General features: G+C 75.0%; 15 protein-coding genes and 2 pseudogenes. 10 read left to right on the top strand and 7 right to left on the bottom strand.

Annotation, left to right across the window (positions count from 1 at the left end):
• Positions 1–84: 84 nt before the first annotated feature.
• From ACWDBE_RS18925 to ACWDBE_RS18915, 3 genes are all read right to left on the bottom strand, one after another.
• The gene (locus tag ACWDBE_RS18925; RefSeq protein ID WP_449808575.1) at positions 85–1,479 is read right to left on the bottom strand and encodes an alpha/beta fold hydrolase; all 1,395 of its coding nucleotides are present in this window, start codon (positions 1,477–1,479) and stop codon (positions 85–87) included.
• A 157-nt stretch (positions 1,480–1,636) separates the two neighbouring features.
• Positions 1,637–2,446, bottom strand: coding sequence for an alpha/beta fold hydrolase (locus ACWDBE_RS18920; RefSeq protein WP_449789445.1), 810 nt, complete (start codon positions 2,444–2,446; stop codon positions 1,637–1,639).
• Positions 2,447–2,681: 235 nt separating this feature from the next.
• Positions 2,682–4,193, bottom strand: a complete 1,512-nt coding sequence (locus tag ACWDBE_RS18915) for an outer membrane protein assembly factor BamB family protein (RefSeq protein WP_449789446.1) — start codon at positions 4,191–4,193, stop codon at positions 2,682–2,684.
• A gap of 561 nt (positions 4,194–4,754) precedes the next feature.
• Between ACWDBE_RS18915 and ACWDBE_RS18910 the strand changes: the two genes are divergently transcribed.
• The 9 genes and pseudogenes from ACWDBE_RS18910 to ACWDBE_RS18870 all read left to right on the top strand — a co-directional run bounded on the left by ACWDBE_RS18910 (position 4,755) and on the right by ACWDBE_RS18870 (position 10,151).
• Positions 4,755–5,084, top strand: coding sequence for a hypothetical protein (locus ACWDBE_RS18910; protein WP_449789447.1), 330 nt, complete (start codon positions 4,755–4,757; stop codon positions 5,082–5,084).
• A 32-nt stretch (positions 5,085–5,116) separates the two neighbouring features.
• Entirely contained in the window at positions 5,117–5,806 is a 690-nt protein-coding gene (locus ACWDBE_RS18905) for an alpha/beta hydrolase (protein ID WP_449808574.1), read from the top strand.
• Positions 5,807–6,039: 233 nt separating this feature from the next.
• Positions 6,040–6,330 (top strand): annotated as a pseudogene (locus ACWDBE_RS18900) (aminoglycoside phosphotransferase family protein); the annotation flags it as partial.
• A gap of 167 nt (positions 6,331–6,497) precedes the next feature.
• Positions 6,498–6,854, top strand: a complete 357-nt coding sequence (locus ACWDBE_RS18895; RefSeq protein ID WP_449789449.1) for a DUF6204 family protein — start codon at positions 6,498–6,500, stop codon at positions 6,852–6,854.
• A gap of 75 nt (positions 6,855–6,929) precedes the next feature.
• The gene (locus tag ACWDBE_RS18890) at positions 6,930–7,439 is read left to right on the top strand and encodes a MarR family winged helix-turn-helix transcriptional regulator (protein WP_449808573.1); all 510 of its coding nucleotides are present in this window, start codon (positions 6,930–6,932) and stop codon (positions 7,437–7,439) included.
• Between the two features lie 170 nt (positions 7,440–7,609).
• On the top strand, positions 7,610–8,299 hold the full coding sequence (locus tag ACWDBE_RS18885) for a class I SAM-dependent methyltransferase (RefSeq protein WP_449808572.1): 690 nt from the start codon (positions 7,610–7,612) through the stop codon (positions 8,297–8,299).
• Positions 8,296–8,604 (top strand): sulfurtransferase TusA family protein, encoded by a 309-nt coding sequence (locus tag ACWDBE_RS18880; protein WP_449789452.1) that lies wholly within the window; start codon positions 8,296–8,298, stop codon positions 8,602–8,604. The genes ACWDBE_RS18885 and ACWDBE_RS18880 overlap by 4 nt, the downstream gene beginning before the upstream one ends.
• A 96-nt stretch (positions 8,605–8,700) precedes the next feature.
• Complete coding sequence (locus tag ACWDBE_RS18875; protein ID WP_449808571.1) at positions 8,701–9,660, top strand: ChbG/HpnK family deacetylase; 960 nt, start codon at positions 8,701–8,703, stop codon at positions 9,658–9,660.
• A 41-nt stretch (positions 9,661–9,701) separates the two neighbouring features.
• Positions 9,702–10,151: a hypothetical protein gene (locus ACWDBE_RS18870; RefSeq protein WP_449789454.1), complete on the top strand. Its 450-nt coding sequence runs from the start codon at positions 9,702–9,704 to the stop codon at positions 10,149–10,151.
• A 468-nt stretch (positions 10,152–10,619) separates the two neighbouring features.
• Here ACWDBE_RS18870 and ACWDBE_RS18865 read toward each other — a convergent pair.
• The 4 genes and pseudogenes from ACWDBE_RS18865 to def all read right to left on the bottom strand — a co-directional run.
• Positions 10,620–11,243 (bottom strand): annotated as a pseudogene (locus ACWDBE_RS18865) (MerR family transcriptional regulator); the annotation flags it as partial.
• Positions 11,244–11,329: 86 nt separating this feature from the next.
• Positions 11,330–12,763, bottom strand: a complete 1,434-nt coding sequence (locus ACWDBE_RS18860) for an RsmB/NOP family class I SAM-dependent RNA methyltransferase (protein WP_449789455.1) — start codon at positions 12,761–12,763, stop codon at positions 11,330–11,332.
• Positions 12,764–12,894: 131 nt separating this feature from the next.
• Positions 12,895–13,833, bottom strand: coding sequence for a methionyl-tRNA formyltransferase (gene fmt / locus ACWDBE_RS18855; RefSeq protein WP_449789456.1), 939 nt, complete (start codon positions 13,831–13,833; stop codon positions 12,895–12,897).
• Between the two features lie 64 nt (positions 13,834–13,897).
• A complete protein-coding gene (def, locus tag ACWDBE_RS18850; RefSeq protein ID WP_449808570.1) occupies positions 13,898–14,443 on the bottom strand; it encodes a peptide deformylase in 546 nt (181 codons plus the stop codon).
• Between the two features lie 252 nt (positions 14,444–14,695).
• Between def and ACWDBE_RS18845 the strand changes: the two genes are divergently transcribed.
• A complete protein-coding gene (locus ACWDBE_RS18845; protein WP_449808569.1) occupies positions 14,696–15,343 on the top strand; it encodes a hypothetical protein in 648 nt (215 codons plus the stop codon).
• The last annotated feature ends 49 nt before the right edge of the window (positions 15,344–15,392 follow it).

Genomic DNA, 15,392 nt, shown 5'->3' with positions numbered 1-15,392 from the left:
GAACCGGCGGCGGGCCGCTCTTCGGGCTCGCGGCGGCGGGCCGTTCCGTCCCCTGTGCGGAACGGCCCTCCGTCCGGGTGCCCGCTACTTCAGCAGGAAGTCGTACACCGCCTGCCGTCCGGCCGGGTTCGCCGCCCGGTTCTGCACGGAGTGCGCCGCCCCCGGGACGATCACGATCTGCGGGTCGTGCGTCAGCTCCGCCTGCTGGTAGAGCCACTCGTTGGGCGTGGAGAGGTCCCGGTCGCCGCCGAGCAGCAGCACCGGCACGTTCGGCAGCTTGCGGTGCGCCGGCGGGGACGGCGGTACGGGCTCGCGCGGCCAGTCCAGGCAGACCAGTTGGCTGCCGAGCCCGGTCGCGGTCGCCGGGTCGTACGGCCAGGTCTGCACGGCCGTCAGCCGCTGCCGGGTGCGCTCCAGCGCGGCCGCCCGCCCCTCGACCGGGGTGTCCGTGGTGCCCCACGGGAAGTGCGAGTCGGCGCAGAGGGTGGCGGCGTGCAGGCCCTGGCTGAGCGCCTCGGCCGGGGCGGCGTCGCCCTGGTGGACGGCCTTGACGAAGGCCTGGAGCTTGGCCGGCTGCCCGGCGGCGGCCTCGTGCAGCACCTCGGGAACCCCGCCGTAGTTCGGGTCGGTGAACTCGTAGCTGGTGAGGGCGTCCAGGATCTGCGCCCCGCCGCCGTACCGCCGCACGACGGTGGCGAGGTCGGCGGCCGGGTCGGTGCTGCAGCCGGTGGCCTGGCAGGCGGCCCGCAGGACCCGGGCGGTGGCGGGCAGCGCGGCCAGGTCGAGGGGGTCGTCCCCCTGCTGCGGCACCACCGAGTCGAGCACCAGCCGGGCCACGTGCGAGGGGTGGGCGAGCGCGTACCGCTCGGCGACGAAGGTGCCGTAGGAGACGCCGTCCAGGGTGAGGCGCCGGTCGCCGAGGGCGCGGCGCAGCAGGTCGATGTCGGCGACGGTGTCCGCGGTGCTGTAGAACCGGGCCTCGGGGCCGAGGGCGGCGGCGCAGTCGGCGATCGACTGCCTGCGCGGCACGGCGAGGTCGGAGGAGCCCATGTCCTCCTGGAGGCCCGGGCACTGGAGCGCGTGGGCGCCGGTGCCGCGCTGGTCGTACATCACCAGGCGGTAGTCCTTGAGGACGGGCTCCAGCTTGCCGGCGATCCGTTTCATCAGCGGGACGCCGGGCTGGCCGGGGCCGCCGGTGAGGAACAGCAGGTCGCCCTTGGGCGCCGTGGTGTTGCCGGCGACGGCCACCGCGAGGTCGAGGCTCCCGGGGGTGGCGCCGCTGTGGTCGAGCGGGACGGTGAGGGTCCCGCAGGTGAACTCGGGCGCGTTCGGGCAGGGTGCCTGTCCGGCGATGCCGCCGCCGGGGCGGGCCTGGTCCGCCGGGGCGGCGAAGCCGACCGAGGGGGTGGCCAGGGTGGTGCCGGCGACCACCGCGACGGCGCCCAGCAGGGCGGCGACGCGGGCGCGCGTGCTCGTCATGTTCGTCCTTCCGCTCGCACCGCGTCCGGGCTGACACGGTCATGGAAGCAGCCTGCGCCCCGGGCGACTTCCAACGCGAGCGGTCATCGACGGATTCGCCCGGGAGCGAATCCCCGGAGCGGGAATGCACACCGATGGAGGACGGAAGGCGGCCTCCTCAGCCCAGCGCCCGCGGCAGCACCACCCGCACCCACTCCTCCGGTTGCGCCAGGTGCGGGGCGTGCCCCGCGCCCTGGTACAGATGGCGTTCCGCCTTGGGCAGGGCGAGGTCGATCAGGTCCAGGACCTCGCCGAACATCGGTGGGCTGTCGTCGCTCTGGGTCAGCAGCGCCGGTTCGCCGAACCGGGAGAGCCCGGCGAGGTCGAGGTCCAACGCGTCCGGGTCGCGCAACTCGTCGAGGTAGGTGGCCGCGTTGCGGACGTACGTGTGCCGCACCGGCGCGGGCAGCTGTTCCCAGGCGCCGGGGCCGAAGGCGAGGCTGTCCACGTACAGTTCGGCGGCGGCGGCCGACTCGGCCTGCTCCAGCAGCTCCCGGACGGCGGCGATCCGGCCGGAGAAGTCGGTGCCGATCGGTCGCAGGTCCGGGTCGGCGAGCAGGATGCCGGTGCCCGGCGGCTCGTGCACGGCGATCCCGCGCAGCAGGTCGGGCCGGGCCGCGGCGAGCCGCAGGGTGACCAGTGCGCCGTAGGAGTCGCCGTAGACGAAGGCCGGCGCGAGGCCCAACCCCTGGATCAGCCCGGCCAGGTCGGCCGCGTCCTCGTGCACCGACCCCTGGGTGAGCAGGTCCTCGCTGCGGCTGTGCCCCCGGCGGTCGTAGACGACCGCGGTGGTGGACTCGGCCAGGCCCGGCAGCACCCGTGCCCAGGAGTCCGCGTCGCTCCAGGAACCGTGCACCAGGACGACGCCGGGGCCCGCGCCATGGGCCTCGTAGTACAGCGCCACCCCGTTCACCCTGATCTCGGCCATCACGAGCCTCCCGGTCTCGGCGGTACTCCCCCACCAGCCTGACACAACCGTCCGGAAGGCTCCGGTCCTGCGCCCGTCGCGGTCACCCCGCGTCACCGGCCGCCTGGTGCGACTGCGTACGGCCCCGTACGGTCCCGTACGGTCCTGTGCGCCCCGTGCGCCCCGTGCGGCCGCGGTGCGGCTCCGCGCAGCTCCGTACGGCTCCGGTGCGGTGACCGCCCGTCGCGTGGCCCCGTCAGCTCATCGCCCGCACCGGCGGCTCGTCCCGCGTCCCGTCCTCCGCGACCACCGTGAACCGCTCCGGGCCGGACACCGACAGGTCCACCGGGTAGAGCGACGCGGTGTCGTTGACGTCCAGCACGGCGCTCTGCCGCCCGGTCGCCGCCTCCACCCTGGTCATCCGGCCCCGGGTCATCGCCCACACCGAGCCGCCGTCCACCACCAGACCGGTCACCTGGTCGTCCAGCCCGGCCGTCCACCGCTTGCCGCCGTCCGTGAGCGAGTACGCCAGCAGCCGTCCGGTGGCGGTCCGGCTCGGGTGCGGGCCGCCGCTGATGCCGATGTCGCCGGGCTTCTCCCCCGGCACGACGAACAGGTCCCCCACCACCACCCCGCCGAACAGCGGGCGGGCACTGAACTCGTCGAAGGCGTGCAGCCCGCCCAGCATCACGTCCAGGTCGTACTCGTCCCCGGCGACCGGTATCGCCGCCCGCTGCCGGCCGGTCCGGTCGTAGCTGAGCACCGCGTGGGTGCCGCGCTCGGCCTGGGCGTCCACCCAGACCGCGAGCGGGTCGACCGACACCACGGCGAGGTTCTTCAGCCCGCCCGCCGCGGGCAGCGCGATCCGCTGCTGCTCCCGGCCGTCCGCCGGGGCCAGCGAGCGCAGCACGGGCGCGGCGTCGCCGCACTGCGCGACGGTGACGGCGTCCGCGGGCCCGCCCGCGACCTGCAGCGGGGTGCAGCCGGGGTCGGCGGCGCCGCGCCAGAGGTCCCGGCCGTCCGCCAGCCGTACGGCGCGCCAGCCGGCCTTCTCCTGGAGGAGGGCCTGCTGCCCGGCCACCGCGACCACGTCCGGCGCCGCGTCGTCCCCGTCACGGGCGGGCGCGTCCACGGCGGCGGTCCAGCCCTGCCGGCCGTCGGCGAGGTCGAGGGCGGTGACGTCGGAGCACGGCTTGTCGTGCGGCGCGTGGCCGATCAGGCCGAGGGCGCCGCCGCGGCCCGCCCCGTCGGGCCCGGTGCCCCGGCTCATCGCGCACACCGTGTCCTCCCCGGGCGGGGCCCAGTGCCAGGCGACGGCCCCGGTGGCGCGGCGGTACGCCACCACCAGGTCCGGCCGGACCCGCACCACCAGGTCCCCGCTGGTCCAGCTGCCCACCGCGCGGATCGTGGACGGCCGGTCGAGCGGCGCCTTCCAGGAGTCGTTGAGGCCGTCACCGGCGAAGCCGACGAAGATCCCGATCCCCAACAGCGCGCCGACGGCGGCCGAGGGGAACCCGGCCCTGGGGTGGATCAGCGCCCAGACGAAGCCCGCGCCGCAGGGCATCAGCCCGAGGATGCTGATGATCCCCATGAACGCGAGGCTGTCGCCGCCGAACCCGTTCGCCGGGCCGAACAGCACCGCCAGGCCCATGCTCGCGAACATCGCCCCCAGCACCCCGCCGGAGACCACCATCCAGGTCTCCTTGTCCCAGGCGAACCTGGCTCTCCTCCTCGCCCGGACGACACTGTCCTCGGGCCGAACGGCCATGCCGGTCTCTCCCCTGCGACGCGCCGCCCACCGCGTCGGGGCGACGATCATCGGATCGTCGCAGAGCGCGCCATGATCCTGAACAAAGAGCAGGGAAAACCCAGGTTATGACCGGCACGTACCAGGTCCGACCGCCAGGATCGCGACGCATCCCCGGGGCCGAACCGAACACCACTCCTGGGCGCCGCCCGGCCGGGATCCGGGCGACGGCCGCTCGAACATCACGCGGCAGCAGCCGGGATCGGCGACCGCCCGCTCCCGGCAGGCGCGGCCGAGCCCGGTGAGGTACGCCGACAGGTCACTCCCGCGCGGAACCTGCAACGGACCGAACGGGCGGGCCGGCGCGCCAGCCGTCCGCCACGGCACGCCAACCCTTCGCCACGGAGCGACAGTTGGCCCGGGCGGCCGAAGCACCCGATCTCCGCGTCGGGCTGAGCCGACCGGGTAGACCTCGGCCCCGGACAGTACGCGCACGCCCGGTCGGCTCGTTCTGCCGTACATGCCGTCCTCGATCCCGACGCCATCGCCCTTGCCCGCGTTCGACACCAACCGGAGGTTCCCGTGGCAGTGATCGGCCGTGCGACGGCCGCCGTGGTCGCGCTCGGCATCCTGCTCGTCCCGGCGGCCGTCACGGCGGGCACCGACCTGCCGCCCGAGCCCGGTGCGGGCTGGTGGGAGGTGTCGGCCACCGCCGCCAACGTCCGGGTCGACCACTTCGGCGAGGAGACCGTCGTCGGACTCGCCCGTTCGGGTGACCGGGTCGAGGTGGTGGACACCTGGACCTCGCCGCTCGGCGCCCGCTGGGCGAAGGTCATGGTGGTGCGCAGCCGAATCTCCGGCTGGGTGCTGTGGTCCTTACTGGCGCACAGTGACCCGTCCTCGCAACCGTAGAATCCGCCTGTACACATCAGGAGGGATTTCGCGTGTTCCGAGCGCAGCGTCCGCGCACCGCAGAGCTGACCCCGTGGCAGGGAGAGGGGCCGGTCAACGGCGTCGCCCTGCTGCTGCCGGGAGGGTTCATCCGCAGCCGGCGCGCACCACTGAAGGTCGCCGAGCTCGGCCTGCGGGACCTCGCCACGGAGCTCACCGACCGCGGCCGGGCGCACGGGCTCGCGGTGCACCTGCTGCGCTACCGCCACGGCGGCTGGAACGGCGCCGACGCCGACACCGCCGTCGACACCCGCTGGGCGCTCGACGAACTCGCCCGGCTGCATCCGGGCGCACCCGTCGTGCTGATCGGCAACTCGCTGGGCGGGCGGGCCGCGTTCTGGTGCGCCGGGCACCCGTCGGTGGTCGGCGTCGCCGGGATCGCGCCCTGGCTGCCCAGCGGCGACCCGGTCGACCAGCTGGCCGGCCGGCGAGTGCTGATCGTCCACGGCACCGGGGACCACAGCTCCGCCGGCGCCACCCAGTCCCTGGAGTACGCGCTGCGCGCCCGGCCGGTCGTGCCGGACCTCGCGCGGTACGAAGCCCCCGGCGCCAACCACCTCCTGATCCGCGAGTCCCGCGACATCAGCGCTCTGACCACCGCCTTCACCCTCGCCACCCTGGGCGCCGAGCCCGCCCCCCTGATGGCGGGGGCGGTCTGCACCCGGCTCCCGGCGCGGGTGTAGCCCCTCCCCTTGCCCACTCCCCGGGCCTCCCCTGCCGATCGGCAGGGGAGGCCCGGCCGTCTTCCGGCAGGATTCTGCCGATCGGCACATGCGCGAACCGGGCCCCGACGACCAGTCTTGGAGGCACCACGACGGCGGCCATCCGGGCCACCGCGAAAGGAGGCCCCCACCATGTTCCGCGAGCGCACTCTCCACCTCCGCACCACCGAGCCGCACCTGAACAATCGCCAACCAAGGGCTACGCAGGGGACAGGGCCTACGACGGCGGCACCCTGCTCAAGGTCCACGCCCTGACGCTGCTCGGCTCGACGGACCTGCGCCGCACGGCCCTCCGTGCACTCGACGTCTTCGCCGAAGCCGCCGAGCTCGACCGCGAACGCACCCGCCGCTGGGCCCAACTCCACGCCGTCCAGGCCGCCTTCCAGGGCCAGCGCAGCGGCTTCCGGCGTGCCCGGGGCGGCCCCGAACTCGACCGGCTCATCCGCTACGCGGACGGGCTCGCCGAAGCCCTCACCCCGAGCTGAGAGCCCGCCCCGACCTGACCAGCCCGCGACGGCCCTCCGTCCCGACAGTGAAAGGAGCCGACTCCGACAGCACCGCGACCTCGTCCGCCGCCGCGCCTCCGGCTGCGCAGGCCCCGGCCCCGGAATCGTGTTGGCGGTCGGCGGCCCGTAGTGCCTATGGTCGGGGGATGACCACTCGAACCTTCCGCATCATGGTGCGCGGCGTCTTCGACGGCCTCACCGACGAACAGCGCGCCGAACTGCTCGCCGCCGCCCCCGAGCACGACGTGCTGCGGGCCGCCTTCACCCGCGAGGGCCACCTGAGCTACGACCTCTCCGCGCGGGCCGCCTTCACCTTCCGCTTCCTCGACGAGGGCGAGGCCGAGGAGGACATCCTGGAAGCCACCGAGCGGGCCGAGCAGTCGGCGCAGCAGTGGCTCGACGAACACGGCTACGGCTACAAGAACCTCCGCTCCCAGGCCGAGGACCTCTCCCAGGCGCCGCTCGGCAAGCGTCAGCGCCGCGCCGCCGGCACCGCGCACTGACCCGACCCCCTCCCCCTGCGCCACCTCCTTGACGGCTCCCCCTCGCGATATACTTGAGCAGTCAAGGAGGTGGCAATGACAGATCACTCGTACCGGACCGAGCAGACCGAGCCCGCCCGCACCACAACGGCCCCCGGCCCCGATCCGCTGGACACCGCCCTGCGGCTCGTCCGCGCCCAGACCGCCGTGGTCAAGCGCTTCGACGCGAGTCTCAGCGGCCTGCACGGCGTCAGCCTGGCCGACTTCACCATGCTGCTCCACCTCTCCCAGGCCCCCGGCGGCCGGATGCGCCGGGTCGACCTCGCCGAGGCCCTCGGGCTCACCGCCTCCGGCGTGACCCGTGGCCTCGCGCCGCTGGAGCGGATCAGCCTGGTCAGCCGCGAGGCCGCTGCCCGTGACGCCCGGGTCGCCTACGCCGCGCTCACCCCGACCGGCCGTGAGCGGCTCGCCGAGATGCTGCACACCGCCCGCCAAGTGGCCGCCGACCACTTCGCGGCCGAACAGTGGAGCGCCGAGGACCTCGGTCTGCTGTCCGCCCTGCTCACCCGCCTCGGCGGCACCGCCCCCGGCCAGCGCCTCGGCTGACCCGCCGATCCGCCCGCCCCACCGCGGGCCCGCACCGGCTACCCCTGCCCCACCCACCGCGCACCCCCACGTCCTAGGCTGGTCCCGCACCACCTGCACCGGTGGCACCACCCGCACCACCCGCACCGGTGGCACCACCCAAACCACCCCACCCCGCGAAGGGCGGCACCATGACCGACACCCCCGGCACCGGGCCCGGCCTGGAGCGCGGCCTCGCCGAGGCCCAACGCGACCACTGGCAGCGGACCTACAGCGCCAACCCGGGAATGTACGGCGAGCAGCCCTCCGCCCCGGCCGAGTACGCGGCCGAGGTGTTCACCGCCGCCGGGGCGCGGGACGTGCTGGAACTCGGCGCCGGCCACGGACGCGACGCACTGCACTTCGCCCGGGCGGGCTTCCGCGTGGCGGCCGCCGACTTCAGCCCGACCGGCCTGCGGCAACTGCGTTCCGCCGCGGCGGAGCAGGGCCTGGCCGACCGGCTCTCGGTCCTCACCCACGACGTCCGCGACCCGCTGCCCCTCCCCGATGCCTCCGTCGACGGGGTCTTCGCCCACATGCTGCTCTGCATGGCCCTCTCCACCGAGGAGATCGAGGCGCTCGTCGCCGAGGTCCGCCGGGTTCTGCGCCCGGGCGGCACCTTCGTCTACACCGTCCGTCACACCGGCGACGCCCACTACGGCGCCGGTACCGGCCACGGGGACGACGTCTGGGAGCACGGCGGCTTCGCCGTCCACTTCTTCCCCCGCGAGCTGGTCGACTCGCTCGCCGGCGAGGGCTGGAGCCTGACCGAGGTCCACCCCTTCGAGGAGGGCGACCTGCCCCGCCGCCTCTGGCGCGTCACCCAGGAGACCTCTCGATGAGCGCACCCGACACCGCCGCCCCCGACCTCACCGTCGACGGCACCGGCCTGCTCTGCGTCCAGCTCCTGCTCCGGCTGCGCGCCCGGATCGCGCACCTCCCCGCCGGCGCGGTGGTCCACATCCACACCACCGACCCCGCCGCCCCGCTCGACCTCCCCGCCTGGTGTCACCTGACCGGCCACGAGTACCTCGGCCGGGTCCCGTACGAGGCCACCGACCGCGAGGTGTACGCGCTGCGCCTCACGTCCGCCCCGGTCCGGACCCGCCCCGACCGCCCCTGGCACCCGGCCCCCGCAGCCGACTGACCGGCCTGCCCGTCCCCGTCGGCGGGCCTCACCGCCCGTCCCCGTCGCCCGGAAAACCCCGCGCGCCCGACGCCGCCACCGGGACAGACTGCGCCCATGCCCGCAGCCAGCCCCGCTCCCGTACCCCCGCCCCCACTCACCACCGCCAACCACCTCCTCGGCCACCCGCCCGAAGCCCGTCTCCTGCTGCTCAACTGCGACGACCTCGGCCTGGACGAGTCCGTCAACCTCGCCGTGATCGACGCCGTCCGGAACGGCATTGCCGCCTCGTGCAGCCTGATGACGCCCTGCGCCGCCGCGCCGCACGCGCTCGGGCTGCTGCGCCGGCACCCGGAGGTTCCCTTCGGCATCCACCTCACGCTGGTCTGCGAGTCCCCGGACCGCCGATGGGGCCCGCTCGCCGCCCGCGACCGAGTGCCCTCCCTCCTCGACGCCTCCGGCGAGTTCTTCGCCCCCACCCCCGCCGGGCGCGCCGCACTGCTCGCCCGGGCCCGGATCGACGACGTGGAGCGCGAGTTCCGCGCCCAGATCGACGCGGTGGCGGCGGCCGGCCTCGCCCCGACCCACCTCGACTTCCACTGCCTGGCCGACGGCGGCCGCGAGGACGTCCTCGACCTCACCCTCTCCCTCGGCGCCGAGTACGGCCTGGCGGTCCGGGTCTGGCTGCCGCCCGCGCCGGCCCGGATGCGCGAGCGCGGGCTGCCGGTGGTGGACCACGGTTTCCTCGACAGCTTCACCGTCCCCCTGGACGACAAGCCCGCCCACTTCGCCCGCCTGCTCGCCGCCCTCCCACCGGGCCTCACCGAGTGGGCCCTGCACCCCGCCCTACGCCCCGCGCCGCACCCCGGCCCGCGCCCCGCCCCGCACCCCGTCCCGGACGACGGTCGGCGCGTGCGGCACACCGACCACGCGTTCCTCGTCTCCCCCGAGGCACGCCGGCTGCTCACCGAGCACGGCATCACCGTCCTCGGCTACCGCACGCTCCAGGAGGCCTGGCAGCGAGCCCGGGAACGGCTCACGGCCGAGCCCCCCGGGCCGCCCGGTGTGCCACGATGAGGAGACCCGAACACCCCAGCGCCACAGGGAGGTTGACCGCCGTGGACCCGATCATCAGCTGCCGCTGGCAGGACCGGAACGGCGAGTGGGCCCTGACCGTCGGCCACAACGGCGACGGCTGGGAACTGCTCGCCTCGGCCCCCTACTGGTCCGAGTCGATCCCCTTCGCGAACCCGGACGAGGTCCGCCGACTCGCCCAGGCCCTGCTGGACCTGCCCGCCGAGCCCGAGCCGTACGAGTTCGAGTGGCAGCTCTCCCGCCCCGGTTCGACCGCCGCCCGGGGCGAGCAGCAGCCCCACTTCGCGACCTTCGCCGTCGGCCTCGACCCCACCGACGACCACCGCCCGTACCTCGCCTACCAGTCCTACTACGACCTGGGCCGGGCCACCGGACTCGGCCTGGAGGTGATCTGCGAGGACCCGCCGATCGACCACCTCCGCGCCCAGGCCCACGCCTTCCTGACCACCTACCCCGGCCCCGCCCGCCGGTAGGCCGCACCGCCGCTGCCGTCCCCCGCAGCCCCACGGCCGCGCACACCCCCGCGCACCGGCTCACCCCACGGCGCGCACCGCCCAGTCCACCTCAGCCGCCCAACTCTCGGGCACAGCCCAACCGTTGGCGACCGTCAGCAGCTCCAGGTACCGCTCCCGCCGAGGATCGGCCATCGCCCTCAGCCGCTCCGCCAACCGGTCGCGCGCCGCCCCGGCGTCCGTCGGCACCGCCCCCGCGCACCACTGTCCGTACCGCTCCACCAGCGCCACGACGACCGCCGCCGCCTCCGCCGACCCCGGCTCCACCCCGGCCGCGACCGCCGCTCCGGCCGACTCCCGCACCACCACCGCCAGCCCTGGCTCCGGCAGCCCCGTACCGCCCGCCGCCTCCGCAGAAGTCGCCTCCGCGGCCTCCGCCTCGGCGAGCCCCCGCAGCAGCGCCCGGAACCCCGCGTCCTCCGCCATCCGGGCCAACTCGACCCAGGCCTCGACCTGTTCGAGCGACGGGTCCTCCGGCAGCTCCGGCGTCAACGAGCGCGCCACAGAGGCGAACCACCCACCACGGCCCACCCCTCCGCCCTCGCCACCTCCGCCATCGCCCCGTACGGCGTCGCCCCCTCGGTCGTCGATCCCTCGGTCGTCGCCCCCTCGGTCGTCGATCCCGTCGAACACCGCCGCCAGGAACTCCCCGGCCAGGCGCCCCCGTTCGTCCTCCGTGAGCCGGGCCAACCGGTGCACGCGCGTCAACTCCTCAGGTGTCGACCCGAGCCTGGCCACCCCGAGCACCGTCCGCCGCAGCCGCAGCACCCGGATCTGGAGGTCGATCGCCTCCGCCTGCACGGCGGCGGCGTCGGCCGGCGTCAGTTCGCGCTCCACCACCCGCCGGATCGCGGGCAGTCCGAGACCGAGTTCCCGCAGGGTGCGGACCAGTTCCAGGCGCGCGACGGCGTCGGCGCCTTACCGCCGGTGGCCGGCCGGGTTGCGGCCGGTCGGCGACACGGTCCCCCGGCCCGAGTAGAAGCGGACGGTCTTGACCGTCAGCCCCGTCCGCCGGGCCAACTCACCGATGGTGTACGCCGTGTCGCCGTTCATGGCCACCACCCTGCTACCTCCCCCTACGGAAGGCGCAAGCCCCGGCCGGAGGCGACCCCGGCCGGGGCTGCGACACCCGAAGGACTTCAGGCAGTACGCCGCAGCAGCGCCAGGTACATCGCGTCCGTCCCGTGGAGGTGCGGCCACAGCTGCACGTCCGGCCCCTCGCCGAGCGCCGGGACGCCGGGCAGCAGCGGCCGCGCGTCGATCCACTCGACCCGGCCGCCCTCGCCCCGCAGCACGTCGTCCACGACCGCGCGGGTCTCCGCCAGGTGCGGCGAGCAGGTCGCGTAGCCGACCACGCCGCCGACCCGGGTGGCCTCGATCGCCGAGCGCAGCAGGTCCCGCTGGAGCGGGCCGAAGGCGGCGACGTCGGCGGGCCGGCGCCGCCAGCGCGCCTCCGGGCGGCGGCGCAGCGCACCGAGGCCGGAGCACGGCACGTCGACCAGCACCCGGTCGAAGCCACCGGACCGCCAGGCCGGGCGCGTCCCGTCCGCCGCGATCACGGTGTACGGGCCGGGGTTGCCGTCCAGGGCCCGCGCCACCAGCCGGGCGCGGTGCGGCTGCTTCTCGCTCGCCACCAGCCCCGCACCCCGCTCGGCGGCCAGCGCGCCGAGCAGCGCGGCCTTGCCGCCGGGGCCCGCGCAGCCGTCCAGCCAGAGCCGGTCCGGCCCCTCCAGCGGCGCGGTGGCCAGCGCCAGCGCGACCAGCTGGCTGCCCTCGTCCTGCACGCCCGCCCGGTTCTCCTGCACCGCCGTGACCGAACCCGGGTCGCCGCCCTCGGCGAGCCGCAGCGCGAACGGGGACCAGCGGCCCGGCTGGGCCTCCGGCAGCGCGTCGGCCAGCTCGCCGACGGTGGCCCGGCCGGGGCGGGCCACCAGCGTGACCTCGGGCCGCTCGTTGTCGGCCCGCAGCAGGTCCTCCATCGCGGTGCGCCCGGAGGCGTCCGGCTGCCAGCGGCCGAGCGAGTCCCAGAGCGCGGAGACCACCCAGCGCGGGTGCGAGTGCACGACCGCCAGGTGGTCCTCGGCGTCCTTGTCGTACGGCGGGGCGACCTGCTCGATCCAGGTGTCCAGGTCGTGGGCGCTGATCCGGCGCAGCACGGCGTTGACGAACTTGGCCTTGCCGTCGCCGAGCACCACCCGGGCCAGCTCGACGGTCGCCGAGACGGCCGCGTGGCTGGGGATGCGGGTGGTGAGCAGCTGGTGCGCGCCTAGCGAGAGCACGTCCAGCACCGGCGGGTCGACCTTGCCGAGCGGCCGGTCGATGCAGGCGGCGATGATCGCGTCGTAGGTGCCCTGCAGGCGCAGGGTGCCGTAGACCAGTTCGGTGGCGAGGGCGGCGTCGCGCCGGTCCATGCCCTTCTGCTCGGCCTCGCGCAGCAGCGAGGGCAGGATCAGGTTGGCGTACGCGTCGCGCTCGTCGACGGCGCGCAGCGCGCGGAACGCGACGATCCGGGCCGGGTCCTTCTTCGGACGGCGGTGCGGGCGGGGGGCGCGCTTGGCGCTGGGGGTGGTCACAGGTGCCTCAAGGTGCTGCGGTACTCAAACGAATCAGGTACACGAACGGATCAGGTACACGAACGGATCAGGTACACGAACGATCAAACGAACAGTACGGATCAAACGAACAGTAACGCCAAACCGGAGCGTCAGCCCCCGAAGCGCTCCCCCGCCTCCAGCCGCGCGCCGCGGGCCCAGTCGGCGGCCCGCATCTCCTTCTTCCCCTGCGGCCGCACCTCCCCGAGCTCGACGTCGTGGCTGCCGGTGCCGACCCGGACGCTGTTCTTGCCCACCATCGCGACCTCGCCCGGCGCCAGCTCGGTGGAGTCCGGCAGCAGCCTGACCGGGCCGGTGACCTTCAGCCGCTCGCCCCGGAACTCCGTCCAGGCGCCCGGCGCCGGCGCGCAGCCGCGCACCACCCGGTCGACCCGCAGCGCGGGGTGGTTCCAGTCGATCCGCGCGTCCTCGACGGTGATCTTCGGCGCGAGCGTGACGCCCTCGGCCGGCTGCGGCACGGCGTGCAGGGAGCCGTCCTCGATGCCGTCCATGGTGGCCGCGAGCAGCCGCGCGCCGGAGTGCGAGAGCCGGGTGAGCAGCTCGCCGCTGGTGTCGGCGGGGCGGATCTCCTCGGTGATCACGCCGTAGACCGGGCCGGAGTCCAGGCCCTGCTCGATCAGGAAGGTGGACGCGCCGGTGACCTCGTCGCCGGCCAGCACGGCGTGCTGGACCGGGGCCGCGCCGCGCCAGGCGGGCAGCAGCGAGAAGTGCAGGTTGACCCAGCCGTGCCTGGGGATCTCCAGGGTGCCGGGGCGCAGCAGCGCGCCGTAGGCGACCACCGGGCAGCAGTCGGGGGCGAGCTCGGTGAGCCGGGCGACGAAGTCGGGGTCGCTGGGCTTCGCCGGCTTGAGGACCTCGATCCCGGCCTCCTCGGCGCGCTGGGCGACGGGGCTGGCGACCAGCTTGCGCCCACGCCCGGCCGGGGCGTCGGGGCGGGTGACCACCGCGACGACCTCGTGCCGGTCCGAGGCGAGCAGGGCGTCCAGGGCGGGAACGGCGACCTCGGGGGTGCCGGCGAAAACGAGACGCATCAAGTGCCTTTCTGCGAACGGAAGTCGAAACGGAGGAGCGGACGAACAGAGAAGCCGAACGGCCTCAGCGGGCGGAGCCGAAGGTGCTGTGCGGCGAGACCTTGACCACCGGGGCCGGCCCGCCGCCCCAGTCCGTCTCCCGGATCGCCTTCAGCGCGGCCTTGCGCTGTTCGCGGTCGAGCCGGTCGATGAAGACGATTCCGTCCAGGTGGTCGGTCTCGTGCTGTATGCACCGGGCGAGCAGCTGGGTGCCCTCGACCGTCACCGGATCGCCGTACATGTTGAAGCCCTTGGCCACCACGCCGTAGGCGCGCTTGGTGTCGTAGCGCAGCCCAGGCAGCGACAGGCAGCCCTCGGGGCCGTCCTGCTCCTCCTCGCTCAGCGACAGGTCCGGGTTGATCAGGTGCCCGGTGACACCGTCCACGTGGTACGTGAACACCCGCAGGGAGACGCCGAGTTGGGGAGCGGCAAGACCGGCACCGGGGGCGCCCAGCATGGTGTCGGTGAGGTCGCGGACCAGCTTGCGCAGTTCCTTGTCGAAGGTGGTCACCGGCTGGGCGGTGGACCGCAGGACGGGGTCTCCGAAGAGACGGATCGGCTGGATCGCCACGGGGTACGGGCTCCTGTCCGTAGGGGCGCGGGCTGCGGTCGGCCGCTGGTTCACCCGCCAGTCTATGCAACCCGCGCGGCCGCCCGCCGGGGGCTTCCCCGGGCCCGGATCGGCGGCCGGCACGGCCGACTGTGCCGAGCCGCGTTACCCCGGCCCCCGCTTCGGCGTTGGTCAAGAGAGATTGACCGTGGCCGGGCACACGGGACACCGCGTCCCGGCCGAGCGAACCGTACGGAAGGTGGCACGTAGGCCATGGCCGAGCAGATCAACCACGACGCCCGGGCGCGGGCGAGCCTGCACCTGCTGGTGCGGGACATCGAGCGGGTGAGGCGGCAGGTCGACGCGCTGCGGACGCTCACCGCCCAGTTGGGCAACGTCTACCGTCCGCGCCGACCGAGCACCTCGGCCGGCTTCGTGGTGTACGGGCGGGCGCCGGCGCCGACCGTGCGCCTGGCGCAGGAGCTGCGTGAGAGCGTGGAGACGCTGGTGGCGGCGGCGGTCGAGTTCGACCGGGCGCTGGGCTTCTCCTGGGACTCGGTGGGCTCCGCCCTGGGGGTCACCAAGCAGGCGGTGCACCGGCGCTACGGGATGCGCCGCCCGACCAGCGAACTCCTGGCCGCGAGCGGCGCCGTCCCGGGCCAGAGCCGCCCGGACCGCTCCGAGGAACTGCCCGCCGGCGCCGAGCGCACCGGGCTGGCCGCGACCGTCCCGGCGGCCCGCCAGGGCGGCCTGGACCGCAGCAGCCTGGAGCGCGGCAGCCTCGACCGCGGAGCCCTGGAGCGGACAGCGATCGACCGGACCGCCATCGACCGCACCGCGATGGACCGCGGCACGACCGACCGCGGCACCCCCGTCGACCACCCCCAGCCGGACCGCCCCGGCATCCCGCTGCGCGGCTGACCGAACCGCCCGACCCGACCGAACCGACCAACCCGACCGAACCGACCAA

This window comes from Kitasatospora sp. NPDC001132 (assembly GCF_053598415.1).
This window is presented reverse-complemented; position numbering and strand designations above follow the sequence as displayed.

Excerpts from the sequence above, each read along its gene's own strand:
- ACWDBE_RS18875 (WP_449808571.1), top strand. The coding sequence starts at position 8,701 with ATGCCCGCAGCCAGCCCCGCTCCCGTACCCCCGCCCCCACTCACCACC.
- ACWDBE_RS18890 (WP_449808573.1), top strand. The coding sequence starts at position 6,930 with ATGACAGATCACTCGTACCGGACCGAGCAGACCGAGCCCGCCCGCACC.
- ACWDBE_RS18895 (WP_449789449.1), top strand. The coding sequence starts at position 6,498 with ATGACCACTCGAACCTTCCGCATCATGGTGCGCGGCGTCTTCGACGGC.
- ACWDBE_RS18845 (WP_449808569.1), top strand. The coding sequence starts at position 14,696 with ATGGCCGAGCAGATCAACCACGACGCCCGGGCGCGGGCGAGCCTGCAC.
- ACWDBE_RS18885 (WP_449808572.1), top strand. The coding sequence starts at position 7,610 with ATGACCGACACCCCCGGCACCGGGCCCGGCCTGGAGCGCGGCCTCGCC.
- fmt (WP_449789456.1), bottom strand. The coding sequence starts at position 13,833 with ATGCGTCTCGTTTTCGCCGGCACCCCCGAGGTCGCCGTTCCCGCCCTG.
- ACWDBE_RS18915 (WP_449789446.1), bottom strand. The coding sequence starts at position 4,193 with ATGGCCGTTCGGCCCGAGGACAGTGTCGTCCGGGCGAGGAGGAGAGCC.
- ACWDBE_RS18925 (WP_449808575.1), bottom strand. The coding sequence starts at position 1,479 with ATGACGAGCACGCGCGCCCGCGTCGCCGCCCTGCTGGGCGCCGTCGCG.
- ACWDBE_RS18920 (WP_449789445.1), bottom strand. The coding sequence starts at position 2,446 with ATGGCCGAGATCAGGGTGAACGGGGTGGCGCTGTACTACGAGGCCCAT.
- ACWDBE_RS18880 (WP_449789452.1), top strand. The coding sequence starts at position 8,296 with ATGAGCGCACCCGACACCGCCGCCCCCGACCTCACCGTCGACGGCACC.